The sequence below is a fragment of the Aneurinibacillus migulanus genome, from assembly GCF_001274715.1.
Classification (GTDB): domain Bacteria; phylum Bacillota; class Bacilli; order Aneurinibacillales; family Aneurinibacillaceae; genus Aneurinibacillus; species Aneurinibacillus migulanus.
Genome location: NZ_LGUG01000004.1, coordinates 4,110,650 through 4,135,757 on the forward strand (window position 1 = coordinate 4,110,650; position 25,108 = coordinate 4,135,757).

The window sequence follows — 25,108 nt, forward strand, 5'->3', positions numbered from 1 at the left end:
TTTTTATATAAATTAGATTTTTTTATACCAAATAAACAAAAAAATATAACTAAATATATGCAATGGCATCAATTTCAATTTTGAATCCAAAATGTAATTCATTAGTTGGTACAACGGTACGAGCTGGTTTATGTTCACCGAAAAATTCCTTATAAACAGCATCTACTTTATCCCATAATTTCACATCTGGAATATATAATGTCATACGCAAAATCTGCGCTTTTTTACTTCCAGCTGCTTCTACAATCATTTCCACATTTTTAAGTGCTTGTAATGTTTCTTCTTCGATGGTGCCAAATTTCTTCTCACGGGTTTCTGGATCAATGGCAAATTGCCCTGATACATAGACAGTGTTCTGATGAATTGTTGCTAATGCATAGTGTCCATTTGATTTTAAATTTCCTACTTCAAAGATGTTTTTCATTTGATTCTCCTTAACTTGATTTATTTTTGATTTCATCCAAATAACTATAAACTGTTACTTTGGAAATGCCTAACAAAGATGCGACCTTCTCAACAGATCCTTTCATTAAAAAAATGCCTTTTTCGTCCATAAATCTTATTAATTCAATCTTTTCATGGCGTTTCATGACTGGATGTACACTGTTTTGAATGATTTGTTGAATCAATTGATCCACTATTCCTTCCACATTTTCAATATCATCATCTGATTTTGTTTCATTCTCTTGAACTTCAACTTGTGTTGAAAGAAAAGTATTCATAAATTGTTGCATTTGATTCAGTGCTTCAACATCAAAATTTATGCAGAAAGCACCAATCACTTTTTGCTTGGAATCACGTATTAATGAAGTCGAAGAACGAATAGTACGCTTATCTTCTGTTACAAATGTATAACCTGCAAGATAATCTTCTTTAAAGTCTTCTGATCGTAATACAGTCTTCACTAGGTGATCAAATGATTGACCGATTTCTCTTCCTGTAACATGGTTATTTACTGTAAACATTACAGATGCTTGAGGGTTCGTCAAATCATGAATAATAACTTCACAGTTCGGTCCAAACATTTTTGCAGTAGATTTTGCTAAAGGGATAAAACTTTCTAATACTTTCTTACTTTCTTCCATCTCTAACTACCTCAACTTTTTTATAGTCTATGTTATTGTATATTTTTTTATATAAAAAAAGCAACATGTATACTTTTTTATATATTTTTTAAAAAAATCTCTTTCAAGGACTTGCCAATCTCCTAAAAATAAAGAGCCCTTCATAGTTATATGCATCTGGTTTGATAAATCGACAAACTTTTGTGGTAGGAGGTAAGAAAAGACGGAGAAAATCAGAGACTAGAAAAAGACACACTGGCCTTTATTCTGCCGGAGCGCAGGGCGCATCCAACCTCTTCTTTTTTCTGAATCGCCTACTTCCAACCACGTTATCATGTCAAAATATCAGGTGTAACTTATATAGTTGATTAGAGGGACTTTCTTTAACTAACTTCTAAACACATGCGAGATACAGTAACACCACATATGATTTCTTTTGTTAATCGTCGGCATATAAATGAATCAATTTCATAACTCAAAGATTACAACAAATAATTCTTATTTTTAAAGAACTTTAAAACCACCTACTAGATTAACTCGTAGGTGGTCACTGCGTTTCTTAGTCTAAAATTAAACAAATTTATTATCTCTGCACAATCGCTACCTTCTCAATAGAGTAAACCTTATTGATAAAAAATAGACTGAACGGTAAAAACCGATCAGTCTATAAATAATTATCTTCCTCCACTAAAGCGTCCTTTAGTCATAATGAACGAAACGGCCCCACTTCGCTTACCGTAGATTGCACTTGGCAACAATGGTAGTGTTCACCTCTACAAAAACCAAATGTAGAGCTACAAACGAAAGGAGCCGATTAGTATGAAGGATGTACAAAAATTTGTGGGTTTAGACGTATCAAAAGAAATGATTTCAGTTGGCGTGGCGGAGGCAGGACGTGGAGAGCCTCGCTTTCATGGAAATATTCCCAATCAACCAGAAGCGATTNTTATGGAATCGTTCCTTTTATCTATGGGTATCGATTGTATTGTGGTGGCCCCTACTCTTATCCCCCGTCGAGCTGGGGATCGTGTGAAAACCGATCGCAGAGATTCCCTTAGATTAGCTCAGCTTCTTCGAGCTGGAGAACTAACGGCTGTATGGACTCCTGATGAAGATCACGAAGCGTTACGTGATTTGATTCGTACACGGCATGATACAAGAGAAGACTTACAACGAGCCCGTCAGAGATTGAATCATTTCCTGCTTCGGCATGATATACGTCCAGCTCAAGGAACACGGAATTGGTCCGTCAAACATCGGGACTGGCTCAATACCCTTACGTTTGAAAAGTCATCCTTACGGATTGTATTTCAAGAGTATCTTCATACCATTCACGAAGTAGAAGAGCGAATGAAGCGAATCGAAGCCCAAATTCACGAGGAAGCGATGCNATAAATCCAATTGATGTCCTATGCAGGTCTGGTTCCAAAGGAATATTCCAGCGGATTAAGTCGTTGGCAAGGTTCCATTACGAAAATCGGAAATGCCCAGATTCGTCGTGCCTTAGTGGAGTGTGCCTGGGCCTACCGTCATCGTCCATCCTTGAAAGGAGAACTTCTGAAACGGCAAGAAGGACAAGATCCTGAAGCACAGCGGATTGCTTGGAAAGCCCAACATCGTCTTCATAAAAAGTATCATCGAATTACTTCCCGTGGCAGAGGTGGTAAACACGCCGCCGTCGCGGTCGCTCGAGAATTGATTGGGTTTATTTGGGCTATTGGATGTGCCATAGAGAAGAAAAAACTCGAAGAGTTTAACACTGCTTAATCGTCTACGTAGTCAACAATCCCTTATCTTTTAAACTAAAAAGAGAGATTTTGAAGGTTTGGCTCGAAGGCAAAGCCCCGGTAAGGAGAACCCTCATGTTCAACTATGCACTAGGTGTTTCACTACCGAACGTGCGCCGTTAGTCCGAGGCAGCTCCGTGACGGATAGGATTGAAATGCGGTATCCAACCCGCGCATATCAGACTGTTAACCACCGTCAGCGTCCTTTGCCTTCGTGCCAAGATTTTAAGATTTCCTTCCTTCAACTTTTAAAAGTATATTCTTTCTCGGCTATTCGTTTGTCAAGGGAAAGAGCGCCCTTGACAAACACAGCGCGAAAGAATGACGGGTCTGTAAGTTGAGCAACGGATAACTATGTCCATAAATGAAGCAAAAACCTAATTAAAAACCCTTTAGTTGTGGGGCCTTGACAGTTTCGTTCATATCAGTTGAATAAGAACATTACCCAAATTTAAGCTTCTATATCAATAGAACGATAAAATGACTTTAAATACATAAAAGAAAGTTAGGTAAGACTTGTAAGTTTATTTAATCGATTTTCCAGTAGTTCTTTCCATTCGTTAGCTAATTCTTGAATATCCAACATTCTTCTTATGCCTTCAACATCCTTTTGCTTATGAAAATAAATCTCATTTCCATAAAGAATGGATACCTGCTTTGGATGTGATTCTAATAATGCAATTTTAGAATCTTTTCGAACCATACCTTCTTCTAATACACGACATAAATAACCTGTAAAACCTGTTTGTACCATCCTTTTGAGAAGGGAAGGATTATTTGTTCTCTTTGTAATCGTACTACATGGAATTCTACCTTGAGTTACTTGTATAACAGCATCGCCAAGTTGAAAAATGTCTCCAATATAAATATCTCTTTCCAACATGTTTGTTACAGTTAAATTCTCTCCAAAAGTTGAAGATGGTAAAGGATTATTGAATTCTTTCTCCCAAAGCAAATAATGCTCATACGGATATACACATACAGCACGGTCGGGACCCCCATGATACCGTAAGTCCGCAACTCCATCTCCTCGAAATCCTTCTTTTGTTAAGAAAGCCTCTTCAGTTGTTTGTTTACATATTCCCGTATCTATTTCTTTACCATTCCCATACTTCATTTTTTTTGGTAATCCTATTGAAAAATTTTTCAGTTCAACAACTTTATTATTTTTCATTATTATGTACTCACTTTCTATTATTCATTATAGCTGATTATGATTAAAATTTTTCCATTTCAAAATCCATTTGCATGAAGACTTTTACTAACCTTTTTATACTTAAGTATAACAAACTTTACAATCTCAGATTTACATAAATAATCAATTGTTTCCCTCAACAATCTAGCCTTTTAATGGACCAATTTTATTGTCATTTAACGTCTAATTCTTCATTTCTGGTTTTGTTTTCCATAGTGACCCCTCAATCCGCGAATCGTTTCCGTACCCCTTATAGTCAGCGCATATATATTTTGTCTGTTTCATTTTTACAGTCAATGACGTGAGCACTTGCGTGTCGGGTACTGTCACTTGCCTGTGAAGTCTATGCCATAGGTGTAAAAAAGACGGCAGTAAGGGAAAAGACGAGCTTTTTCCTTAAGTGTTCCAGAATTCCCTCTAAAGTGAACTCCAGTTTATTCAATTTACACATCCGAATGAAAAGCCTCTAGAAGAACATCTTCCAGTGTATGTCTAAAGCTTAACTTGATGGTGGTGTGGTGGGGGACCCCTACAATAATAAACGTATTCATTCGACAGCAGAGTACTTTTCGCCTTCTGAATACGAACATATGCAATTTAAAAACGTAGCGTAACATGGAATTTTTGTATCTATTTTATTGACCTAATATCCCTTCGAATTTCGACGAAAACTAAGAAGTCGATCCTAGATGTACATGCACAGCTCATGGACGGAACACGTATCAACATTGAGATTCAACTTTCCAATAAGCATGACATGGAAAATCGAACACTTTATTATTGGAGTAAGATGTTTACCAATCAAATGAAGGAAGGTATGTAGTACAGTGAGTTGAACAAAACGATTACGATTAATATTTTAGATTTTCGATATCTTCACCAGTTAAAAGATTTCCACTCCACCTTTCATTTGTATGATTCAAAACATCAACATCGTTTAACAGATGCAATGGAGATTCACTTTATGGAGCTACCAAAGCTTCTGGTTACATAGCGGAACGAAGAAGTAAATCCAAAAGAAGATCGCCTGGTTCGTTGGCTTTTATTCTTGAGGCTTCAGAGGATGAACATATCACGGAAATCTTGGAGGAGATCACGGTGCAGGAAGACAAAGATTTGAAAAGAGCCATGGATGAGTGGGAACGTGTAAGTCAGGATGAGTCTGTTCGACTCGCTTATGAGGCCCGAAGAAAAGCGGTTCTAGATGAACAGTCTGCAATGAAAAAAGCAAAAAAGATGGAGAAAAAATTGCTTCTGAAAGGATTGCCCTGAAGATGATTGAGGAAGGACTGGAAGATGACTTTATTAGTCGCCTTACTGGATTATCACCACAAGAGGTTCAAAAACTACGTACTCAATAAATATGGTATATAACCTAAAGAGCTGCAATCTTTGTTGGTACAGCTCTTTTTCTCTTTTGTTTCACCATTCCGATGTTTTCTGAATGGTTACCATACCTATGTACTGCTTTTATTTCGCATTTTGAAATTAATTAAATTCATTTCAAAAAATTTTTTCAGAAATAATGTGGAGGAAAAAGGAGGAACGTCTCCCCTATAGGCGTGGTGACAGGACAGTTGCTCTAGTCCACAGGATAAATCACATATTTTTACTAATGTTACTCTGAAAAATGTTCAAAGAGTGTTATCCAGCGTGGCTGCTTCAAGCGTCACCTGTAACTAAAAGGAACATTTTTGTGACGGTAATTGCATAAGTCTACTTTATAAAAAGTAGCGATAAACTTTTGATATTATATGTTTTATGATAATAAAGTTAAAAACTTCAGTCATTCTATTCCACGATCGGACCATTTTATGGAATAAGGGAAGGGATTTTTAAGAATTACATAGAATGAGGTAGTGAGAGCAGACCTTTCTAATTCTAATGTATCTGTTAATATAAATAACTTTTAGGGTGAAAATTATTTGAGTGGCTTATGAGATTAACTAAGCATTACCTAACGGGTTAGATTGAAATCAAAAAGCACGAAGGAGGATAGCTTATGAAGAATAAAGGCTTGAATTATTATCAAACGTTTATTATGGTTTCACCGGACTGCCCTGTATCGGAGGGGACACCACCACCTGTCAGGAAAGGAGGTACCACCAAACCTAGAATAGAATATGAACTACTCTCAAACAACCCTTATACCTATACTCAAGAGGATCTCATTTACGAAGTACACGTTCGCCACAAGTCGATACCTAAGGAGGAACGAATGGAACGGGGTACCAAAATTAAAGATAAGTTATTTCAAAAGCCACAACCTTGCCTACGTGCCTCCATGCTTCCAAAAAAATATGGCTGGGGGCTTCATTTTGACGAAGAAGGGAAAATCGCTCTTTATGGCCAAGAGTCTTTAGAATACTCGAACTTCCTCAAGAATGAAGATGGAAAATTGAAGTTGCTTCCAGCGATGCGGAACAGCCGTGCGCGTGAATAAGGGTATCACAGTAGAAATGCTATTGTCGATCAGGAAGTCATTTCAAGAAAACTACGTATTTAAAAAATAAAAACAAATATATGAACGAAATTACGAGGAGGGTTCCATATGAGTAAAATTGTTGAAATTCACAAGGAGTGGCTTCGTCATAGATTGGTGCTTCATGAGCTACTTGAATTAATTAACGATGAACATACTTACTTTAAACCATGGGATAATGCATTTTCAATGGGGTCATTGGCAGTTCATATAGCAACTTCTATGGACATGTTTGTTCAAGCCGTGAAAAACGGTACATTTACTCCGCCGACTGCATCTAATCAGTTTGAATCGATGGATGAAGTTAGAAAAATTGTTAGGGAGTATACCGAGAAAACAAGAACTGATTTTCAAACATTAACGAACTCTCACTTAGAACAAGTTTTCGAGTTTAATCAGTTCGTTGCACCAGGACAAATATGGCTTAATACGGCGAAAGATCATGAAGTTCATCATAAAGGCCAACTGTTTACTTACGCTCGAATGGTTGGAATAACAGATGTGCCATTTTTTATTAAACAACCTCCTAAAAAATAATCGTTGTGCATTTGAAAAAGCATTTTCATAACCTGTTTCGAATTTAAAATTCAGATCCTATAGTTATTCTACAAAAAGGCGCGATTGTTAAATAACACTTAGATTTTCCATACAGTGAGTTTCGCATGGAACTTAATCAACGACTGGTTCTATAATGAATCTTTCAAATAAAAAGAACCGATTCTTAAGCATGGGTCGGTTCCATTTCCATTATTTATATAAGTTACACTTAATATTTTAACATGGTAGCGTGGTTGGAAGTAGGAGAGATGGGAAAGAAGAGGGTGGATACGCCCTTCGCTCCAGCAGAAAAAGGCGGACGTGTCTTTTTCCAATCGCTCCCGCCCACCGCCCTTCCTTCTTTTCTTATCTCTCACCACAAGAATTTGTCGATTTATCAAATCACATGTATATAGATGGATATAGTGGTTATCATCAAATACCGGATGTCACTCTTGTGGGATGTTGGGCGCATGCCAGACGAAAGTTTGATGAAGCCTTAAAGACTTTACCTGATTCACAGAAGGGGAAAAAAGTGAAGGCGAGCGAAGATTTACACTTCTGTAATCAACTCTATTTGATTGGAAGGAAGCTCAAACATGTCAACCCTACCGAGCGATATGAGCAGCGTCTTAAGCAAAGCAGGCCCATTCTGGACCTTTTTTCAGTATGGCTTCATGAACAGAAAGATCGTGTTCTACCCAAAAGCGTTCTAGGAAAGGCCTCAATTATGGTTTGAATCAACGGAAGCATCTTGAAGCTTTTTTATTAGACGGTCATTTAGAAATCGATAACAACAGAAGTGAACGTTCTATTAAACCGTTTGTAATTGGGAGAAAAAATTGGATGTTCTCAAATACACCGCGAGGGGCTAGAGGAAGTGCCATCATGTATAGTGGGGTTGAAACCGCAAAAGAGAACAATTTAAGTCCCTATCATTATCTTCTTTATTTGTTTGAAACACTTCCCAATATCGATTTAAACAATAAAGAAGAAATTGATAAAGTCTTGCCGTAGTCAACGGATTTAACGTCTAGATGCAGAGTGCCGAAAAAAAATGAAGTAAACAAAAAATAACTCCAAAATCAATGTTTATTGTATATTTTGGAGTTACTTTACGTTTACTAAAGTCTGTATCTTTAAAAATATCGATCGTTTCATAAGTATGTGTTTAAAGCTTTTCTGCTCCAATCATAATTCCTGTATCTTCAGGATCTTTCATTTTAATATTTGTGATAAACCATCCATCTTTATATTCTTTTTTCATTTTTTGTACAGTAATAACTGCTTTACCTACACCTATTGTTCCGCTTTTTTCAACAAGTGGATAATCAAACGTAAACTGAACAGTAGTATCATTGATATTTTTTGTTACGATGTTTTCTACTTTTCCCATATGAGGACTTGACCCACCTGTTACCCAGAAATTTTCGTCAAATTTTTTCTTTGTCTTTGCACGAAGATCAGGTGAAAAGACTGCGTATTGCAACGCCCCACTACGATCTTGTATTCCTCGAATCCATGTTTGTAAAGCACCTTCAGCAGTTATGGGTTGTAGATCTCTTTCTAAACTCTGTACTTGATTTAATAGATTTGTGGAATCTGGTAACACCACATTTATTGAGTTTTTATTTTCATCAAATAATATGTCTCCTTTCAGATTTTCTATAATACTTCGTAAAGATACCATTGTTACCCCATTCTCTACTTTCAATTTTAAAGATTCAGGAGCTTGCCCTTGACCGTTGATAAATAGCTGTAAATTTGGCTGGGCCCAAACAGTACCGACAATTATGACAGATCCAATTACTGAACTAAGAGTTAACTTCCAAATTTTCTTCATAACCACATCTCCTTTATAGGGTGAAGGTAGCATCCGTCAATTTTACCGCCGAAAATTCAATATTTTACTTGTTAAGCTCTGTACAGAAACCCATCTTTTTCATGAAATATCCTCCTTCACTATTTATTTAACAAATGAATGAATTCCGCGAACGATTTCTTTATTTTAACATTTTAGTATCAATTAGGAATATGTTTCTGTATTCATTTTTCAACTATCCTCCCTCTATAAATTGAATTTTTCTTTTGAATACTCTCGTTTTCCTAGTATTTCACCTAAGTCAATAAGGGCAATAAAACCGTAAATAACCACTACATGTTTTTTATGGACAGTTCTGAAGGATAAAAACGGGCACCCCGAATTTTCATTTATATCAACAACTATGTTATGCCCCCTATGCTTTGGTAAACAAAAAAGAACAGAGGCATGAGCCCTGTTCTTTTTTGTTACTTATTGGATGCGGCCACCAAGCTGTTGTTCAGCCATTTGCATCAAACGCTTAGTATTTTCTCCATCCACAGAATCATTTTGGCGAGAGGTTGTATCTGGACCAAGCTGTACACCGAATTCAGAAGAAATTTCATATTTCATCTGATCCAGGCTTAGTGACAGGGTTCCTGCTCTCCGTCACATAGTTTCCAATAAAAGTAAAACTTCGTTAAATGTCAACGAGGTTCGTAATTTATATATTTAGACATTTCCCTATTGCGGGTAGTGACAGCTTCGCTGGTACTACCCCACCGCCATCAAGCTAAGAAAACAAGTCACCCCCAAAACAAAAAAATGCGCTATTCTTTCTCTTGTACACAAGGCTCATTTTTTGTAAATGTATTTGGTAATGATTTTTGGTAATGTACAAACCTTATAAAATCAGGGACATACTCAGTTGGATTATGATATTACAAAAAATATGGTTTTTGGTAATTGGTATAATGTTGATTTAGTTTCTACTTAATTAAATCTATACGCTATTTAGTTCGTATATTGATAGTAAATATATTGACTTTTATACGAGATTCCGATACGATCTAATTGTCAATAAACTGACTTTTGGGAGGGTATAAGATGAAAAAAGAACGAGATGAAATGCATTTGGATATTATGTTAGACATTTTTCGTGCCTCTAGCTTACTTAGAAGAATTGGGGGGGAGTTGGCACAACAAGTTGGTTTAAAACGAGCACAGCAATGGATGATTTTAGGAACCATTTTGCGGGAAGGGAATGTAGCTCTCAAAGATCTTCGCTTAGATACTTTGGTAACGAAACAAACGATTACCGGTATTGTAGATCGTTTACAAAGCAGTGGGTTTCTCGAAACATATCCAGACTCTGAAGATCGACGGATTACTAGAACTAGATTAACTTCAAAAGGAAGAGAAACGATGGCGCAAATTAAACCATTATGTGTAGATAGTAACCGGGATTCATTTTCTGTTTTAAGTGACGAAGAAATAGAAAGTTTATCTAACATAATGAAAAAACTAGTTAAACACCTAAACAATGAAGATTGATTAAGGAGAAAATATGAATAGGAAAACAAATACAATAAATGTCACTGTGTCTATTTTTATTGCCACTTTTTTATCTGCAATTGAAGGCACCATTGTAGGTACCGCGATGCCGAAAATGGTAAGTGATTTGGGTGGTATAGAAATGATGAGCTGGGTTGTTTCTGCTTATCTAATGACCTTATTAATTACTACCCCAATATACGGAAAGCTCGCAGATTTATTTGGTCGTAAAATTATGTTTACGGTTGGAATTTTAATTTTTTTAACTGGTTCAATTTTATGTGGAGTTTCACAAACAATGTTACAACTCATTATATTTCGAGCTATTCAAGGCTTAGGAGCAGGTGCTTTATCCAGTATTTCATTCACTATCATTGGAGATATTTATCCCTTTGAACAACGAGCAAAAGTACAAGGTTGGCTCAGTAGTGTTTGGGGAATTGCAGGAATCATTGGTCCGTTAGTCGGTGGGGTTTTAGTTGACTATGTTTCTTGGAGATGGGTATTTTATCTAAATATCCCTTTCGGAATTGTATCTATTTTCTTATTATCGATTTCCCTACACGAAGAATTCGAAAAGAAAAAGAGATATATCGACTACGGAGGAATTATTGCTTTTACCGTTGCAATACTCTCCTTGTTATATATCCTAGATAGACCATGGAAATCCATGATCTCACCAATGTTCTTAGCAGTAAGTATCCTATGTCTTATTCTTTTCTTTATTATCGAACGGAAATCCCCTGAACCACTTTTCCCATTACATCTCTTTTCTATTCGTTCGATCAATGTAGCTAATTTAGCTATATTCTTATTAGGTTCAGTGTTTATTGTTATTTCATTCCATATTCCATTGTGGATTCAAGGTGTTTACGGTGCTGGAGCAACTTATTCAGGATTAGTTATGATGCCAATTTCAATTACATGGCCACTATGTTCTATTATGGCTGGCCGACTTATCCCTAAAGCACCTTTACGATTTATTACTTTGTTGGGATCAATCATTGTATTTATTGGTTGTACTGGACTAGCATTAGCTTCTGTTGAAACACCCGTATGGTTATTTATGATTTACACAGCCTTAATCGGAGCAGGAATGGGATTTGCTACAACAACGTACACCGTTGCTGTTCAGTCAGCTATGGATTGGAAATTGAGAGGAATTTCAGTTGCTTCGTTTCGATTCATGCAGAGTCTAGGTCAAACAATCGGAATTACAGTATTTACAACTATCTCTATGACGCAAGCAGCAAAATACTTACATGAACACCTATCAAAACAAGATGCATCACACATCAATGTTAGCCAGATATTTAATAATGACCACTCTACTTCACTTTCAAGCTCAAACATACAAAGCATAAAAGAAGCTATTGCCTTTGGCTTACATAAGGAGTTTTTTATTTTATCAGTAATCGTCTTGATTACTTGTTTAGTAGCAATATGGATGACACAACCAAAATCTTCTTTAGAAAATAAAGAAGGAAATACAAAAAAAGCAGAAGTGCATTAAGATATATATCAACATATAACAAAAGATTCATTAAGACCGATTCCTTATTCTACAGGAAATCGGCTTTTTTTATGTAAAAAGTCGCTCGATGTACAGAGAGTTAGTGTATTTATTTTCAAATTGTATCCAAACGTACAATTTTCCCGAAATGATAGTTATACAAAAAAGCCAGCTACACCTCTTGTTGGCGGTACCCCGTATGTAAACATCCTTAGTGTATATTTTCATTAAAATGTTGGTGATAACCCGAGATGGTCCCAAAATTAGCAGATGCTACTTCTACCCCTAATAAGACACAAAATAGAGATAATATATAACTATTTTCTACTTTGCCCCTGGTTACAGCAACGCTGGTACTGGGCCTAGCTGGGGAATTTAGTGAGACAAGCTAAATTTAAAAAAGTTGTTTTCTAATCTCAAGAAATCGCCTTTTTTAAGAGGGATGCTTTCCTTAGCGTTGCAAATCCGCTCCCCCCTATAGTACATAATAAGGAAACAAAAGTTTTTTCTTTGATTAAGTAATCATCTTCGATATCTGATTTAAAGTCCAAGGATTCAATCAAGTGATTAGCAGCCTCTGTCTTTAATTTATTTTGCCAAAACGTTCCGTCGTCTCCTTGTAAAACAATGGTTAATCCCTCATCTGAATCAAAATAATGTTTACCCATTACTGATACAGGTTTGTTTACGTCTAAACCTATCATTTCTGCAAACTTCTTATAATTGTTTCGCTTCTTTTCTTGCATCTCTATAATCTTCCGTTCTCTTTCGTCATTTTCTTTTAGCAAATTTTTATATAGCCATGTACCTGCTACTGTTGCAGCTAAAAACAAGAAAATAAAGAGAATACCGAAGACATATTGGGATTCAGCTACTCGTTGAACTATGGTCATGTCAGGCATATTCCGCCCTCCTTTCGTTTTAATTTCTATTAGAACAGACCGTTGTGCTTGTAAGGTAAATGAAGTCTCTATATATAAAGAGGAATTCATAATACTTATGGAAACCTATTTATTTGATTTCTAAAATGTAATAAAATAGAAATAAAAATAAGAACAAAAGTTCCTATTTTAGTTGCCGTTTTTACAGTAAATTCCTCTTTATATAATAAAAGGAGGATGATTGTATTGTGTTTTTCTTCTTTTAAAGACAGTCCAAGTATCCAAAAATTTATCTGCAAGTATTCAAAATCATTTTCAAATCCCGTGTTAAAGAACTTTCTAAAAGAGGAGGCGCATCTTACCCTTTTTATAGAGACGGTTACTTCGCCAACCACAGAAAAACAAAAAGCGTTAGATTACGCATTTAAAAAATTTTATCAACGCATTCGCATTATTAATTTCCTTTCGACCATTCTTTACTATGGAGCTATTGATTACGATAAGAAAAATCGCAAATACAATCAGAAATACGCTCTTATTCTAGACAAACCGATTGGAACATCTCCCGAGGATGTGAGTGTTACTATGGTTGATTTGATTGCATCACCTGATGCGGAGATAGATGACCTAATCAGTAGCAAAAGTGACACCTTAGAAGAAAACGTCAGCCAGTCTTCATTAATAAGAGCCTTACGAACCCTTAATGATAGGGAAAAAGAAATACTAAATCTTGCTTATCTGCATAATATGAGCGATCGAGCAATCGCACTAAAAGTGGGTTTGTCTCATCAAGCCATTGGAAAAGCAAGGAAGAAATCTCTCGCTAAAATTCGCAGTTACATAGGAGGAAAAAATGGTGTATACGACAATTGATCTACCTAAATTGGTAAAAGAAGCGCAGAATAAAAACAAGAATTCCATGACCTATATCATTGAGGCGATTCAGCATTATAACTTGGAAGCAACTCCTGGGTTTTATGATTTTTTGGATCAAATAGAGGGAAGTAGCCGGCGCTCTTAAGGAGCGCTATTATTTTTCAAAAAAATTTTTTTCGAATGGTTGCCAAAAGGGATATTTATTTCTCTTTTATATATAGGAGAACGAAACAGTAGGAAAAGGATAGGGATGATCCTATTCCCAATTGCATCCCTTTCGTCTCCTTTATACAAAAAACGGGAGGAAATTCAAAATGGCTAAATATCCAGGAACAGCAATCGAAATGAAAGCAGGGGACGTACTTTATTCCAAAAAAAGCTTATCGACCTATTTTGTTGGTCATGTAGCAATTGTAGGGAAAAGTCTTAACGTTTATCACGCATATCCATATGGACCAGGGAGGACCGAAGGTATTGATACGTACGTCGCAAGTTTTGCGAATGGTGATACGATCAGTATTCTACGTCGTGGAGATGGCGGTACAGAGGCTGGTGTATGGGCGAAAAACCATATTAATGATATAGAAAAGTATTACTTCAATATGGATCTTGATAATGTCAAACTAAATTATTGCTCTAAATTTGTATGGCAAGCTTATATCTATGCCTATAACATTGATATATCAGACCGTAATCTTACTCTTAAAAGTAGAGCTACCCATATTTATCCGGATCAGATCAGGGACTCTTCTAAACTTTCACTACAAGGTAGTATCAAAGTAAAAAAATAAATCATCGGTTGAAGCGTTGTGTCAATCTAAATTTCCACAATGCAACTGATACAAAAATTTTTTCTTCAACGAAAATACATCAAATATTTACGACCTCGCTCAGAAACATATATTTCTGAGCGAGGTTGTTCTTTCCTCACATGTAAAAAACGAAAACATATATAATTAACTCTAGAAGGTGCCACAGCCACTAATATTAACTTTCCATATGTTTGTACCTATAACCTTCTGGTTTAAGTGACGAGCCTAGTTGGATTATTTCTCCACTTTCTATTTCTCTATAAAAATATCTCACATCAGTTTCATCTGTAAAAACAACTTCTACAGCGAATAATGGAGCTTTACCAACAAGACCTTTAATACTGGAAATGTTACTGTTTTCTATCCCTTTTTCCATCACTAGATAATTGTGGACCTTATTTTCTAAACTGATTAATGTGGTTTTAATGTAAATAAAAGGGGTAGAAATTAGAGCTATGACAAGAAGAAAAATAATGATCTCTCTTTTTTTCATTTTAGTAACTTCCTCCATGCATCTTACGTTTTTTTAATATCATTCAACGATGCCAATCCTTCCATTTCATTTTGGGAAAAATGCATGTTTAAATACGATTCGGTCATAAATGAATCGATTCTCACTGTATACCCTTTTTCCTTATTTTAACTTAAATTACTAATTAACGTAAACTAGATTATCCGACTCAAAAAAGATGTTCTCGCTAAGAGAGCCCTTTCCCTTTCTCTTATCATAAATAACCCAAGCCAGATTCTTTACGACCTCAAGCTTTAATTCCTTTGCCCTTGTACGTGATACCCTAACCCCTTTTGCGATATCTTTCATCTTCTGACCATTCATAATGCCCTCAAGGACAATCTGTTCTTTTTCAGATAGGCCGTAAACGCATCAACCCGATTCCCCTTTTTTTCAAAATGTTTTAATCGCCCATTTGGCCGATCCCATGCTCGCTTCAAACGCAATAACACCATCTATTTTGACTGGCTCTTTTTTATGCCTTGGATTTAACCTTTTCAACGGTAATTTTCACGTTTACTTTGCCCTTGGTTACAGCGACGCTGGTACTGGGCCAAAAAGGAAGAACAAAAAATTGGAGGAAGAAAACAAGCAACATAGAGAACAGCTGAAAGTAGCTTATGCAGATGTTTACAAAAGTTATGAAGGAGAACGTTGTTCTCCCCCCTCTTCCTCACTACCGAAGCATAGTCGAAGAGTCCTGATTGATTTTTGTTCAGCAATCGGGCCATGTAATTGAACAACATCTTTTTAAAAAAACTGGATATTTATTTTGAATTGTGAAGAATTGTACTTAAACTATCTGGTAGGTTAAATAGTCTAGTGCCCACTTTTCACAAGTGGTCGCCAACAATACAAACAGGTTATTGCCATCGGCAGTTATGATTATATGCATTTATGGTATTCCTTTACTTTGTTATAATGAAGAAAATTGTAAAGGGGAGATGGTTATATGAAACTATCCATATTGGTGGATAATAATACTTATATTGACCGATATTTTTTAGGGGAACCCGCATTGTCTTTCTTTATTGAAGAAGGTGACAAGCGTATTCTATTTGATACTGGATACTCTGACGTCTTTATTAAGAATGCAGAAAAAATGAGAATTGATTTAAGGGATCTAGATTTTGTCGCCTTATCGCACGGACATGTGGACCATACTTGGGGATTAACACATTTAATTAGATTACATATGGAAGCTAAAACTGAGAAAATGATACATAACACCCCTACAGTTATTGGGCATCCGTTAGTTTTCGAAAGTAAAATATTTGATTCTGTAGGTGAGATAGGAAGTATCTTATCTCATGAAAAGTTAAATAGACACTTCCCTATCTGTTTATCTCAAGGACCAATATGGCTAACTGATCGATTAGTATTTTTAGGGGAAGTTAAAAGAATATTCGATTTTGAAGGAAAAGATTCTATTGGGAAAGTTGTTACCAAACTAGGTGAAGTTGACGATTTCATTCAGGATGACACAGCATTAGTATATAAATCGTCGGAAGGGCTAGTGATAATTGTAGGATGTGCACATTCTGGAATATGTAATATCATTGAATACGCTAAAGAAGTATGTAAAGAAGAGAGAATAGTTGATATTATTGGAGGATTTCATCTGTTAAATCCATCAAAAGAACAGTTAGAAAAGACGGTACAGTACATTAAAGAACTTAAACCTGATAACCTTCATGCTTGTCATTGTACGGATTTTCACTCTAAAGCAGCTCTTTCAACAGTTGCAAATATAAAAGAAGTTGGAGTAGGCTTAAAATTAGAATATTTATAGAGAGTGAGCAAAAAATCTCTGTAACTCAATATAATGGGGGAATACCAGCGAAGCTGACACCACCCGCAAAGTAGATGCTTGAAAGTGATCGAAAGAAAGCAGGACGTGAACACTGCGCTGCGGGTGAGCGAAGAGCTTCTCAACAAAAAAATTGCGGAATACAAAGCAAAGTAGCACTCCAGCAAGAGCAAGCAGAAATAAACGACGCCACTCCATCCACAGTCCCGTGGTTTGAGCGGCGTCTTGCTTCTCTTATAGCAGCAGCGATGCTGCAATCTCGTCGACAATCCGGTTGATCGCCAGCGGACCGTAATAGACGATCCACGTCGTCGTATTGACCGTATACACTTGTTTGTTCTGCACAGGCTTCAAGCTGTTCCAAACCGCTGTCTGCGCAAACTCCTCGGTCAACTGCTGGTACTGGTTGTCCGTCAACACAAACAGATGGTCTGCGTTCAATTCCGGCATCACTTCCAGATTGATCATCGCACTCGTATTTTTATCATCGAGAACCATCGCCGGCGCCTTCAGCCCCAAATCCTGATACAAAATCTGCGACGTCCGGTGCGCTGTCGTATGAATCCGGATCTGCTTGTCACGCGGACGAATCATTGCTACCGTCTGGTCTCCCATTTTTTTGGCCAGATCGGCCTTCAAGGAAGCGACCTTCTTGTTGTAGTCGTTGATCACCTGTTCGGCCTCTTTTTCCTTGTGAAGCAATTGACCCAACGTCACGATTGTTTTTTGCCAGTCCTCGTTGCGCTCAAACATCAACGTTGGCGCGATTTTGTCCAAAGCGTCGTAAATCTCGTTCTGGAACTCGGTGCAAATGATGACGTCCGGATTGAGCGCCAATACCGCCTCCAGGTTGACCCCGCTGCTCGAGCCGATCTGCGTGACATCGCCAATTTTGTCTACCAAATAAGCGGGGAACGGCGTTGCTTCATTCGTCGCAACCGTGCTGCCTGCCACACGTTGACCAAGTGCTGTCAACTGGTCGAGATATTGAGTATCCAGTACAACGATACGCTCCGGCGCTTTCTCAAATACACGCTCCCCCTTCATATGCGTGATCGTGCGGGCTTGTTCCGTTGCCTGCTTGTCTGCTCCTTCTTGTTGTGTTCCGCCCTCTGCTGCGGGCTTTCCGCAGGCGCTCAAAACGACGACCACTAGCATAATCAGGAGCATGGCGCTCCACCGTTTCTGTGTTTGCCGCATGTTAGCATGTCCTCTCCTCCGAAGCTTGCAAAACCGCTTCGGTTACATTATGATATTGATAATTATTATCATCAAAATCATACGAAAAAACATGCTGCCATGCAACCCTTTTTTTCAACGCATGAGCTGTCCTTCAGATAGGAGTTTGTCCGACATGAGTCATTCGTCCGCATCCGACACGATGCCGAACAAATCGTTCTGTTCGTTAATGTCCCAACAAAATAAGGAGGATCCGATCGGTTCCGCCGCCTCCCATACACGTTATTTGTTCGTCGAAGTGCCCTTTCCATGGGACTATAACGTTAGTGAGTCACGCTACTTCCCCGTGATGATCTCATCGCTGACGACCTCTCCATCTGCATTGCAGGTGCGCCGTGCAATGACATTGTGCCGCGTGTAACCGCCCCACAGCGGCAAGGTTTCTCCGCCAAACAATAACACCTGCCAGTTCCCTTCCATAAGTCGCCTTCCTTTTCAAAACCAGACTGCATTTTTTATAAATTCTTCCAATAGTATCCCTGCTTTTGAAAAAGAAGATATGCACGGAGGCTTCGATACAACGACAGCGATACTAAAGTTCCGATTTCATTTTTGGAAACTGAACTTCCCTACTTTTACGGTTTTCATTGCTGCAAATAATGGGATTCGATATACTTAAGACAACACAATTGTTCCGATACTGACCATTTTTGGCACTTTCACAGGTGTATTCCCTATTTTTTACACACATTTGCCTCTGGTGTCAGCTACGCTGGTAGTGGGCCTATTTAATACATATAGCCAATAACATAGCTCTCTTGTAAAACAAATTCCTATAAAACTAAAAAATCGCCTAGATGACTAGGCGATATCAATTTAATTATCCATTCTTCTTAGCATTAGTAAGGATAAAGAAGGTTATTAAGGCATTATACTCAGGGATGTGCATAAGAGTTGTCTTATCATCTTTAATCTTTTAAATGTGGATTTACTCCATTTTTCAAAAGAAATTAGACAGCCTTATATTGTTTGTTCATAGCAGCCTTCATTACTTTATAAGAAGCTAATTTAGCTTTAATAAGGTTAAAACGAACACAATAAAAAAGCCAGAGATTAATTGGAAATCTCTGGCTTTATGATTTAGTTAAAGAAGCCATGCCTCTATCTACATGATACAAAAAAATTAATTATAAGTCTATTTGTTTTTTTCGTTATATGAAAAAATAAGGTTGTGCACAAATAGCGTAACGTTACGACTTTCCATGAAGTGAGGGCGTAAAATGAAGAAACAAATGACAACAGATGAAGCGATTAAACGATGGGATTTACATGCAGAAGCTTTTACGGCAAGTTATGATGAGTACGGAGATATTAATCGAGAAGTATTGTTGAATCCAGCAATTTTTTCGTTATTTGAACGTCTTAAAGGAGCTGCCATACTTGATGCGGGTTGTGGGGAAGGCTACTTAAGTAGGATACTTGCTAAAAGAGGAGCAAGCGTAACGTCGGTTGATTATTCTAAAAAAATGCTTGAAATTGCAAAACGAAAAACACCGAGTAAATTCGACATACGATTCCATCATGGTAATTGTGAAAAGCTGGATTTTCTCAGCAATTGTACCTTTGATATGATCGTGTCTAATATGGTTATTCAGGACTTGGCAGAATATGAAGCAGCACTTAGTGAAATGTATCGTCTTTTGAAAGAAGGGGGCTACTTTATTTTTTCCATTCTTCATCCATGCTTTGTTACACCAAAAAGTGGATGGGTAAGAAATTCGGAAACCGAAACCTTCTAAAGAGATGCTTACGAAATATCCTCAGTTCGAGGAAGACTTGAATTTTTCTAACTTTCTTGTATTTAAATTAAGGAAGTAAAAAATTGGGGGAGATAATGAATGGATTCTCATATTAGAGTGAGAGCTGGTGCAATTATTATAGAAAACCAATCAATCCTCTTAGTTGAATTTAATAATGAAAATGGGCTGCATTATAATTTGCCTGGTGGTGGGGTTGAGCCTAATGAAACAGTCATTGAGGCAGTACGGAGAGAATCTAAAGAAGAAGCATCCATTGATGTGGAAGTTGGCCCATTAGCGTTTGTTTATGAGTATGCCCCACATCTAAACTCTAATAAATATGGATCAACACACTCTTTAGGTCTAATGTTTGAATGCCAAATAAAAGATGGATTTACACCAAGCTTGCCTAATAATCCTGATCCAAATCAGACTGATGTAAAATGGATACCACTAAGCAAGTTACAGCATATTGATCTCTATCCAAACATAAGAGACCAAATCGTTAACTATGCAGAAATCAAAAAAAATATAGATTTAATCGAAGAACATACATTAGAAGAATATATAAAATAAAAACCTTATAGAACTATTGAGATGGTAATTTGAGAGGGTTTACCCAATGTGTCCAAAATAAATATAATAAATTATTTAAAAAGGGGAAATGGATTTGAGTAAATGGCAAGAATTAATTGACGAGTCGCTATCTAGATGGGATGAAAATGCTGAATATTGGGACGACTATATGGGAGAACAAAGTAACCGATGGCATCGACAACTAATTCGCCCCAATACAGAGAGACTATTAGATATAAAAGAAGGACAAACCATATTAGATGTTTCTTGTGGTAATGGTAATTTTTCGAAGAGATTGGCGGAATTAGGTGCAAAGGTTATCGCATTTGATTACAGTACAAAAATGATCGAACGTGCAAAGTTAAGGTGCAAAGACAATTTAAATAATATTGATTTTAGAGTAATCGATGCCACCAACTATGATTCATTAATTGAACTTGGGGTTGATAAGTTTGACAGTTCTGTTGCAAATATGGCTTTAATGGATATTGCTGATATTAGTTCCTTGATTAAATCACTTCACAAATTATTAAAGCAAAACGGTTGTTTTGTTTTTTCTATACCTCATCCTTGTTTTCAACCGCCAAATGCCAGGAAAATATGCGAAATAGAAGATATAGATGGAGCAGTAGTATCAAGAAAAAGTATTCAGATTTCAAAATATCTAAAATCTGAGGTTTTTGAAACGCTTGGAATAAAAGGTCAACCTGTTCCACATCTAATATTTCACAGACCTATATCATATTATTTGAATTTGTTATTTGAATCGAACTTTGTGCTTGATGGTATATTGGAACCGACATTTGATGATGTTGAGAAAGAATACTATAAATTCGACTGGCATCATATTCCACCTGTAATCATATTTCGTTTTAGAAAAGTAAAATAAGGATCTTCAACATCGGGGCTTGAGATTAATAAGCGCGAGCTAGCTTCGACAGTCTTTGATTATCCCGCAAATGGGCGCTTTTCTGAAGTAATAATTGTGTACTTTTGGCAACCAGATATTCAGTACAAAAACCAGCTAATATCTTTTCATCATGTTAGCTGGTTTTTTGTTACCGGTGAGAAAACTATGAAACTTTCAACTTAATAGGTATTCGCTGATCCATATTGAGTTGAAAGACTCCATAAGGATTCACATGGTTGTAGAATAAAGGTGTTAATCCTCTAAAATCTTCAAGTATCATTTTTTTCAGCCAATATTGATTGTTATCATAGAGAACCTCTTGAACCATTAAAGTATTGATGTAAACTAAGCAGTTTTGAAGCAATTGGAGCGATAATGCAGAAATCTCTTGATCTTCAAAAGAATTGGAACGTATTTCACTGTTTTTTCCGTAAAAGATGTAGTTATTAACGGAGTTCCAGTGTTCAACAGTATTTAGCCCTTCATGGATCTCTCTACGAATCTCTTCAAAGTGTAGATAATTACATAAGAAGATGGTTTTGATTGCTTTTCCCAATTCGCATAGAGCCTGATAAGTGGGATGTTTCGTATCTCTGGTAAATCGTTTTAAAATCGCTTCTGCTGATGCAGTTCCTAACCGTAGAGCCGTTGCGTACTTAATGATCTGTTCATACTGTTGACGGATGAGATCCCAGTTAATCGGCCTACTTACAAACTTCCTGTAAATGAGGATATTCCTCATTCATACCCACTTCCGGACGATATAACTTTTGAGAACCGATATTTTTGAAACGTGGCATCAATTTAAAACCAAGTAGATGACAAAAAGCAAAAGCAACAACACTTTACCCATGCGTATCGACATAATTTCGGTCTACTTCTATGTCCGTACAGTGACGAAGCACCCCCTCCATCATAGCTGCAACTTCCGAAGAAAGGCAGGATTTAAGCTGTGAATAGATACAAGCCGACTTTCGATCTGTATGCCAATGGATCATAACGCCCTGTCTTTTATAACGAGGATGCCATTCAGAAAGCAAGTTCTGATCCCACGATCCAAAATGTTTTGAATCGGAAGCACATGCCGATGCTATATGCACGAATACTCCAATGTCTTGAACTACGTCCTCTTGAATCTTCTAAATGATAATCAATCTTTTGACATTTGATACAACGCTCGACCCCAGTACGCAAAGAATAACGCTTATACCATTCTTTACTGTTACGTTTCACTCTAGGGAAAAGACGAGGATTATCCTTTGTCGATGTATAAAAGGTACGTCCATATGTAGTTGTAGAACACGGATTTGGACATTGCCATTTACGACGGCGTTTCCTGTCTACTCCCCAATCGAACATTTTTCGGCCAATAGGGCAAACGGGAACGCCATCTAGGTTAATATTCATTTCATTATAGGTAAACTTTTTTGAACGCCTTGGATTAAGGTCAATAATCGCAGAAACATCATAGTGCTCCAACATTTCATAAATGGCATAAGCATCCAGAGCTGAATCTAAGATGGCTTCTCCAAATTTCCGATCGGGATACCAATGAAGAAGTTCATGGTACGTACTCACAAACAGGACGGAGTCATGTTTGCTTGCCCGGTACATCCTTGGATAGATGGGCAAATTATAGGGACTGTCTGAAGCAGCTACCATAAAAAGATTTCGTCTTTTCTCTTGAGCTGTCCCAACCCCAATCGGCATCAGGGTCCGAGAATTGGCGATTACAATTGCACTTCCAATTCCCTTTCTTTCGGCAGTCGCAAAGGAATTTTCCGTACGGCCGACCACCGGTTTCAACAGGGGTTCCGTCAGCTAGAATACTGAGCGACCAAGTGTCTCCTAATAACCCGGCTGATGCAGATTTATTTACAAATAGTGATTGGAACAGAATTTGAAGTTGATCATGCGTCTTTGGTGAATAACGAACATTCTTATTCTTTAAAGCACGGCAAACCAGTTTTTCAACAATTTTTGGATTCTTGGGTTCAAGCTTTTGATTCTTTTTTCCTTTTTTTCTGGGCTTTTTCAATTTCCTCTTCTTACGGTTAGAAAGATGCGGAGTAGAACCAAGCCAAAGCCGGTTAAAAAAATCATAAAAAGTTCCTACACTAGGCACATTGCCCGGTGAAAAACCGCTAAGAATCGCAAGGACACGGTTCGTTTTCAGATTAAAAGCCCATTGATCGACACTGGTTACATCTTGATAGTGCATGAGAAGCAAGCTTCGAAGCATATCACAAGGATTCCGTGGCTTTCTTCCTCTAGGGTTAGAGGAGTAACGATGTTTAAGCAGATCCGCTGTGTCAGTTAGGTCCATTAAAGAACACCAGATAATAAGTTCAAGGTAGAAATCTTTTAAAAAGGCTTTACTAATAGAGTGATTGTCAAATTCTTCAACGATAAATTTCAGATATGATTCGTGTGATCGAATGTCGCCAAGCATACTAATCTCCCCTTAATTTTAATTAATTGGCAAAAAATACCTATATTCAATTATTTCGGGAACGTATGCTTGTTAAGAGGAAAATTTGTTCGCATCCCTGAATTGGGGGTGAAACGATAAAAAAGCCCTAGTCAAAGGCTAGAGCTGATGCGGAAAATTAATTTCCGAGAGACTATATAAATTATAATGAGGGAATTTGAAAGCGTCTATGATTTATTTACTATTTAGACCTAACCTTCTCAATTATCTCTTATAAATATCTAAAGAATATGTAAAGCTGCAGGAAAGGCAAATACTCTCTTAGAAATTAATAATTTTTGCACATATCCTTTACGTATCTCGGATAAGAGAACCATATAAATATAAAAAGTAGCGATCCACATGGGTTAAAAGATATAGGAAACTTTTTAAGTGCTATGTATTTGGACAAAATGACTGATATAAATCAGTCATTTTTGAGAAACATTTGTTATTAACCAAGATACTTCTCATTATTTTTTCTATTAGGATCAATAGTATTAATAGATTGAAGAGTTTTACTGTCTGTTGATATTGTGACTTCTGTTTTTTGCCCTTGTTCATCCGTTACGATAACCTGAACAAATACTTCATAGGCCCTACTATAATTACCGGAGTTTTTATGGTCAATACTGCTTCCATCAATGGTTGCAGATATATCCTTAAACTCCGCCATAGTTGCTTTAACTCCAGAATGTTTTTCTGAAAACTGTTTTGCTAACTCTAAGTATTCATCACAATTATTTCTATACTCTTCCCTAAGTTTTTCAGGATCAAAAGGTACAGTTGTTTCCTTTTTCTCATATTTTTTTGATGCAGAGACTCCGGCACCAGATATAGCTTCTACGACAAAGCTATAGGTGGGCGTTGCATCTGAAATATCTCTATCCGGTTCCACAATGTCACCTGTCCAATATGCTTTGGCGACATCAGGATCAATGAAAAAGGACATATAGATTGTCTTGCCGCTTAGGTCCACTTTAAACATATTCCACAGATATTGAGCTCCAATTTCAGCTGCCTGATCCACAGGCAATGCACCAGAGTTTATAGATCGCATAACCTTGTTCTCTAAAACTTGGTAATCAGCTTTTACATAGTCTTCAGCTTTATCAATAAATGTATTGCTAACGTTGTACGTTGTAGAAATGGATTCCTCCTTATCCAATGCCATTGCCATCACTACATTGTTCGCCCCTGTAAAAACCGTACTACATAAAGTAATAGCCGCTGCACTTACAACTACTGTTTTCCAGGTATTTTTTTTCTTTTTTTCCACTGTTTGTTTCATAAAATAAATCTCCTTTCAAAATTGATTTTAGTGGTAAACACAAATATAATATAATATAAA

29 protein-coding genes and 5 pseudogenes are annotated in these 25,108 nt (G+C 36.9%); 20 read left to right on the forward strand and 14 right to left on the reverse strand.

The window, feature by feature from the left end:
* Nucleotides 1–49 precede the first annotated feature (49 nt).
* Both AF333_RS21470 and AF333_RS21475 read right to left on the reverse strand, forming a co-directional pair.
* Nucleotides 50–424: a RidA family protein gene (locus AF333_RS21470; RefSeq protein WP_043066838.1), complete on the reverse strand. Its 375-nt coding sequence runs from the start codon at nt 422–424 to the stop codon at nt 50–52.
* A 10-nt stretch (nt 425–434) separates the two neighbouring features.
* The gene (locus tag AF333_RS21475; RefSeq protein WP_043066837.1) at nt 435–1,085 is read right to left on the reverse strand and encodes a helix-turn-helix transcriptional regulator; all 651 of its coding nucleotides are present in this window, start codon (nt 1,083–1,085) and stop codon (nt 435–437) included.
* Between the two features lie 161 nt (nt 1,086–1,246).
* Here AF333_RS21475 and AF333_RS36060 point away from each other — a divergent pair, with 161 nt between their 5' ends.
* The 3 genes from AF333_RS36060 (at nt 1,247) to AF333_RS36070 (ending at nt 2,831) form a co-directional block, all read left to right on the forward strand.
* On the forward strand, nt 1,247–1,432 hold the full coding sequence (locus tag AF333_RS36060; RefSeq protein ID WP_235496809.1) for a hypothetical protein: 186 nt from the start codon (nt 1,247–1,249) through the stop codon (nt 1,430–1,432).
* 580 nt (nt 1,433–2,012) lie between these two features.
* Nucleotides 2,013–2,454 (forward strand): IS110 family transposase (locus AF333_RS36065; protein ID WP_268753633.1); only part of this gene is annotated, 442 nt, incomplete at its 3' end.
* Nucleotides 2,455–2,468: 14 nt separating this feature from the next.
* Nucleotides 2,469–2,831, forward strand: a complete 363-nt coding sequence (locus tag AF333_RS36070) for an IS110 family transposase (RefSeq protein WP_053432749.1) — start codon at nt 2,469–2,471, stop codon at nt 2,829–2,831.
* A gap of 525 nt (nt 2,832–3,356) precedes the next feature.
* Here AF333_RS36070 and AF333_RS21490 read toward each other — a convergent pair.
* On the reverse strand, nt 3,357–4,025 hold the full coding sequence (locus AF333_RS21490; protein ID WP_043066834.1) for an MOSC domain-containing protein: 669 nt from the start codon (nt 4,023–4,025) through the stop codon (nt 3,357–3,359).
* A gap of 727 nt (nt 4,026–4,752) precedes the next feature.
* Here AF333_RS21490 and AF333_RS36075 point away from each other — a divergent pair.
* The 4 genes and pseudogenes from AF333_RS36075 (at nt 4,753) to AF333_RS21505 (ending at nt 7,065) form a co-directional block, all read left to right on the forward strand.
* Nucleotides 4,753–5,040, forward strand: a pseudogene (locus AF333_RS36075) (Rpn family recombination-promoting nuclease/putative transposase).
* 104 nt (nt 5,041–5,144) lie between these two features.
* Nucleotides 5,145–5,318 carry an Rpn family recombination-promoting nuclease/putative transposase gene (locus AF333_RS36080; protein ID WP_235356670.1) on the forward strand — a complete coding sequence of 58 codons (174 nt, stop codon included), beginning with the start codon at nt 5,145–5,147 and terminating at the stop codon, nt 5,316–5,318.
* Nucleotides 5,319–6,048: 730 nt separating this feature from the next.
* Nucleotides 6,049–6,489 (forward strand): DUF6157 family protein, encoded by a 441-nt coding sequence (locus AF333_RS21500; RefSeq protein ID WP_043066833.1) that lies wholly within the window; start codon nt 6,049–6,051, stop codon nt 6,487–6,489.
* 108 nt (nt 6,490–6,597) lie between these two features.
* On the forward strand, nt 6,598–7,065 hold the full coding sequence (locus AF333_RS21505; protein ID WP_043066832.1) for a DinB family protein: 468 nt from the start codon (nt 6,598–6,600) through the stop codon (nt 7,063–7,065).
* 149 nt (nt 7,066–7,214) lie between these two features.
* Here AF333_RS21505 and AF333_RS36085 read toward each other — a convergent pair whose 3' ends face one another.
* Complete coding sequence (locus tag AF333_RS36085) at nt 7,215–7,466, reverse strand: hypothetical protein (protein ID WP_235496811.1); 252 nt, start codon at nt 7,464–7,466, stop codon at nt 7,215–7,217.
* 5 nt (nt 7,467–7,471) lie between these two features.
* Between AF333_RS36085 and AF333_RS21510 the strand changes: the two are divergent.
* Both AF333_RS21510 and AF333_RS36090 read left to right on the forward strand, forming a co-directional pair.
* Nucleotides 7,472–7,881: pseudogene (locus AF333_RS21510) on the forward strand (IS66 family transposase); the annotation flags it as partial.
* A 72-nt stretch (nt 7,882–7,953) separates the two neighbouring features.
* Nucleotides 7,954–8,082: a transposase domain-containing protein gene (locus AF333_RS36090; RefSeq protein ID WP_235497025.1), complete on the forward strand. Its 129-nt coding sequence runs from the start codon at nt 7,954–7,956 to the stop codon at nt 8,080–8,082.
* Between the two features lie 154 nt (nt 8,083–8,236).
* Here the strand turns inward: AF333_RS36090 and AF333_RS21515 are convergent, their stop codons facing one another.
* Together AF333_RS21515 and AF333_RS21520 are read right to left on the reverse strand one after the other, a co-directional pair.
* Nucleotides 8,237–8,908 (reverse strand): hypothetical protein, encoded by a 672-nt coding sequence (locus tag AF333_RS21515; RefSeq protein WP_043066831.1) that lies wholly within the window; start codon nt 8,906–8,908, stop codon nt 8,237–8,239.
* 450 nt (nt 8,909–9,358) lie between these two features.
* The gene (locus tag AF333_RS21520) at nt 9,359–9,520 is read right to left on the reverse strand and encodes an alpha/beta-type small acid-soluble spore protein (protein ID WP_043066830.1); all 162 of its coding nucleotides are present in this window, start codon (nt 9,518–9,520) and stop codon (nt 9,359–9,361) included.
* Between the two features lie 453 nt (nt 9,521–9,973).
* On the opposite strand from AF333_RS21520, the gene AF333_RS21525 reads away from it, so the two are divergent.
* Nucleotides 9,974–10,420: a MarR family winged helix-turn-helix transcriptional regulator gene (locus AF333_RS21525; protein WP_052812157.1), complete on the forward strand. Its 447-nt coding sequence runs from the start codon at nt 9,974–9,976 to the stop codon at nt 10,418–10,420.
* Between the two features lie 13 nt (nt 10,421–10,433).
* Complete coding sequence (locus AF333_RS21530; protein ID WP_043066829.1) at nt 10,434–11,933, forward strand: MDR family MFS transporter; 1,500 nt, start codon at nt 10,434–10,436, stop codon at nt 11,931–11,933.
* Between the two features lie 416 nt (nt 11,934–12,349).
* Here the strand turns inward: AF333_RS21530 and AF333_RS21535 are convergent, their stop codons facing one another.
* A complete protein-coding gene (locus AF333_RS21535; RefSeq protein ID WP_043066828.1) occupies nt 12,350–12,835 on the reverse strand; it encodes a hypothetical protein in 486 nt (161 codons plus the stop codon).
* A 216-nt stretch (nt 12,836–13,051) separates the two neighbouring features.
* Between AF333_RS21535 and AF333_RS21540 the strand changes: the two genes are divergently transcribed.
* From AF333_RS21540 to AF333_RS21545, 3 genes are all read left to right on the forward strand, one after another.
* Nucleotides 13,052–13,687 (forward strand): sigma-70 family RNA polymerase sigma factor, encoded by a 636-nt coding sequence (locus AF333_RS21540; protein ID WP_080787802.1) that lies wholly within the window; start codon nt 13,052–13,054, stop codon nt 13,685–13,687.
* Nucleotides 13,671–13,835 (forward strand): hypothetical protein, encoded by a 165-nt coding sequence (locus AF333_RS33885; protein WP_235356669.1) that lies wholly within the window; start codon nt 13,671–13,673, stop codon nt 13,833–13,835. The genes AF333_RS21540 and AF333_RS33885 overlap by 17 nt, the downstream gene beginning before the upstream one ends.
* Nucleotides 13,836–14,004: 169 nt before the next feature.
* Nucleotides 14,005–14,481 carry a C40 family peptidase gene (locus AF333_RS21545; RefSeq protein WP_043066826.1) on the forward strand — a complete coding sequence of 159 codons (477 nt, stop codon included), beginning with the start codon at nt 14,005–14,007 and terminating at the stop codon, nt 14,479–14,481.
* A 196-nt stretch (nt 14,482–14,677) separates the two neighbouring features.
* Here AF333_RS21545 and AF333_RS21550 read toward each other — a convergent pair whose 3' ends face one another.
* Nucleotides 14,678–14,995: a DUF3139 domain-containing protein gene (locus AF333_RS21550; RefSeq protein WP_043066825.1), complete on the reverse strand. Its 318-nt coding sequence runs from the start codon at nt 14,993–14,995 to the stop codon at nt 14,678–14,680.
* A gap of 574 nt (nt 14,996–15,569) precedes the next feature.
* On the opposite strand from AF333_RS21550, the pseudogene AF333_RS36095 reads away from it, so the two are divergent.
* From AF333_RS36095 to AF333_RS36100, 3 genes and pseudogenes are all read left to right on the forward strand, one after another.
* A pseudogene (locus AF333_RS36095) lies at nt 15,570–15,650 on the forward strand (DUF6262 family protein); the annotation flags it as partial.
* Nucleotides 15,651–15,965: 315 nt separating this feature from the next.
* Nucleotides 15,966–16,805, forward strand: coding sequence for an MBL fold metallo-hydrolase (locus AF333_RS21560; protein ID WP_043066823.1), 840 nt, complete (start codon nt 15,966–15,968; stop codon nt 16,803–16,805).
* Nucleotides 16,806–16,879: 74 nt separating this feature from the next.
* Nucleotides 16,880–17,101, forward strand: a complete 222-nt coding sequence (locus tag AF333_RS36100) for a hypothetical protein (RefSeq protein WP_235496821.1) — start codon at nt 16,880–16,882, stop codon at nt 17,099–17,101.
* Here the strand turns inward: AF333_RS36100 and AF333_RS21565 are convergent.
* Nucleotides 17,058–18,023, reverse strand: coding sequence for an ABC transporter substrate-binding protein (locus AF333_RS21565; RefSeq protein WP_235356668.1), 966 nt, complete (start codon nt 18,021–18,023; stop codon nt 17,058–17,060). The two genes, AF333_RS36100 and AF333_RS21565, sit on opposite strands and share 44 nt — an antisense overlap.
* Before the next feature lie 315 nt (nt 18,024–18,338).
* Nucleotides 18,339–18,482, reverse strand: coding sequence for a hypothetical protein (locus AF333_RS33890; RefSeq protein ID WP_158502473.1), 144 nt, complete (start codon nt 18,480–18,482; stop codon nt 18,339–18,341).
* Nucleotides 18,483–19,282: 800 nt separating this feature from the next.
* Between AF333_RS33890 and AF333_RS21570 the strand changes: the two are divergent.
* The 3 genes and pseudogenes from AF333_RS21570 (at nt 19,283) to AF333_RS21580 (ending at nt 21,266) form a co-directional block, all read left to right on the forward strand.
* Nucleotides 19,283–19,880, forward strand: a pseudogene (locus tag AF333_RS21570) (class I SAM-dependent methyltransferase).
* Between the two features lie 20 nt (nt 19,881–19,900).
* Nucleotides 19,901–20,377, forward strand: coding sequence for an NUDIX domain-containing protein (locus AF333_RS21575; protein WP_043066822.1), 477 nt, complete (start codon nt 19,901–19,903; stop codon nt 20,375–20,377).
* Between the two features lie 94 nt (nt 20,378–20,471).
* Nucleotides 20,472–21,266, forward strand: a complete 795-nt coding sequence (locus AF333_RS21580) for a class I SAM-dependent methyltransferase (protein ID WP_052812156.1) — start codon at nt 20,472–20,474, stop codon at nt 21,264–21,266.
* A 184-nt stretch (nt 21,267–21,450) separates the two neighbouring features.
* On the opposite strand, the pseudogene AF333_RS21585 reads toward AF333_RS21580, so the two are convergent.
* The 4 genes and pseudogenes from AF333_RS21585 to AF333_RS21595 form a co-directional block, all read right to left on the reverse strand.
* Nucleotides 21,451–22,375: pseudogene (locus AF333_RS21585) on the reverse strand (transposase); the annotation flags it as partial.
* Nucleotides 22,317–22,949 carry a hypothetical protein gene (locus AF333_RS36105; protein ID WP_235356678.1) on the reverse strand — a complete coding sequence of 211 codons (633 nt, stop codon included), beginning with the start codon at nt 22,947–22,949 and terminating at the stop codon, nt 22,317–22,319. The pseudogene AF333_RS21585 and the gene AF333_RS36105, both read right to left, overlap by 59 nt.
* Nucleotides 22,921–23,739: a transposase gene (locus tag AF333_RS36110; RefSeq protein ID WP_043066820.1), complete on the reverse strand. Its 819-nt coding sequence runs from the start codon at nt 23,737–23,739 to the stop codon at nt 22,921–22,923. Before AF333_RS36110 ends, AF333_RS36105 begins: the two co-directional genes overlap by 29 nt.
* Before the next feature lie 472 nt (nt 23,740–24,211).
* Nucleotides 24,212–25,048, reverse strand: a complete 837-nt coding sequence (locus AF333_RS21595; RefSeq protein WP_043066819.1) for a hypothetical protein — start codon at nt 25,046–25,048, stop codon at nt 24,212–24,214.
* Between the last annotated feature and the right edge of the window lie 60 nt (nt 25,049–25,108).

Coding starts and splice junctions, on each gene's coding strand:
- AF333_RS21540 (WP_080787802.1), top strand. CDS start 13,052: ATGATTGTATTGTGTTTTTCTTCTTTTAAAGACAGTCCAAGTATCCAA.
- AF333_RS21500 (WP_043066833.1), top strand. CDS start 6,049: ATGAAGAATAAAGGCTTGAATTATTATCAAACGTTTATTATGGTTTCA.
- AF333_RS21545 (WP_043066826.1), top strand. CDS start 14,005: ATGGCTAAATATCCAGGAACAGCAATCGAAATGAAAGCAGGGGACGTA.
- AF333_RS21470 (WP_043066838.1), bottom strand. CDS start 424: ATGAAAAACATCTTTGAAGTAGGAAATTTAAAATCAAATGGACACTAT.
- AF333_RS36070 (WP_053432749.1), top strand. CDS start 2,469: ATGTCCTATGCAGGTCTGGTTCCAAAGGAATATTCCAGCGGATTAAGT.
- AF333_RS21505 (WP_043066832.1), top strand. CDS start 6,598: ATGAGTAAAATTGTTGAAATTCACAAGGAGTGGCTTCGTCATAGATTG.
- AF333_RS21575 (WP_043066822.1), top strand. CDS start 19,901: ATGGATTCTCATATTAGAGTGAGAGCTGGTGCAATTATTATAGAAAAC.
- AF333_RS21535 (WP_043066828.1), bottom strand. CDS start 12,835: ATGCCTGACATGACCATAGTTCAACGAGTAGCTGAATCCCAATATGTC.
- AF333_RS36100 (WP_235496821.1), top strand. CDS start 16,880: ATGCTTGAAAGTGATCGAAAGAAAGCAGGACGTGAACACTGCGCTGCG.
- AF333_RS36110 (WP_043066820.1), bottom strand. CDS start 23,739: ATGCTTGGCGACATTCGATCACACGAATCATATCTGAAATTTATCGTT.
- AF333_RS21525 (WP_052812157.1), top strand. CDS start 9,974: ATGAAAAAAGAACGAGATGAAATGCATTTGGATATTATGTTAGACATT.
- AF333_RS33890 (WP_158502473.1), bottom strand. CDS start 18,482: ATGGAAGGGAACTGGCAGGTGTTATTGTTTGGCGGAGAAACCTTGCCG.
- AF333_RS21565 (WP_235356668.1), bottom strand. CDS start 18,023: ATGCGGCAAACACAGAAACGGTGGAGCGCCATGCTCCTGATTATGCTA.
- AF333_RS21515 (WP_043066831.1), bottom strand. CDS start 8,908: ATGAAGAAAATTTGGAAGTTAACTCTTAGTTCAGTAATTGGATCTGTC.
- AF333_RS36090 (WP_235497025.1), top strand. CDS start 7,954: ATGTATAGTGGGGTTGAAACCGCAAAAGAGAACAATTTAAGTCCCTAT.
- AF333_RS21530 (WP_043066829.1), top strand. CDS start 10,434: ATGAATAGGAAAACAAATACAATAAATGTCACTGTGTCTATTTTTATT.
- AF333_RS21490 (WP_043066834.1), bottom strand. CDS start 4,025: ATGAAAAATAATAAAGTTGTTGAACTGAAAAATTTTTCAATAGGATTA.
- AF333_RS36105 (WP_235356678.1), bottom strand. CDS start 22,949: ATGGTAGCTGCTTCAGACAGTCCCTATAATTTGCCCATCTATCCAAGG.
- AF333_RS21560 (WP_043066823.1), top strand. CDS start 15,966: ATGAAACTATCCATATTGGTGGATAATAATACTTATATTGACCGATAT.
- AF333_RS21595 (WP_043066819.1), bottom strand. CDS start 25,048: ATGAAACAAACAGTGGAAAAAAAGAAAAAAAATACCTGGAAAACAGTA.
- AF333_RS21550 (WP_043066825.1), bottom strand. CDS start 14,995: ATGAAAAAAAGAGAGATCATTATTTTTCTTCTTGTCATAGCTCTAATT.
- AF333_RS21475 (WP_043066837.1), bottom strand. CDS start 1,085: ATGGAAGAAAGTAAGAAAGTATTAGAAAGTTTTATCCCTTTAGCAAAA.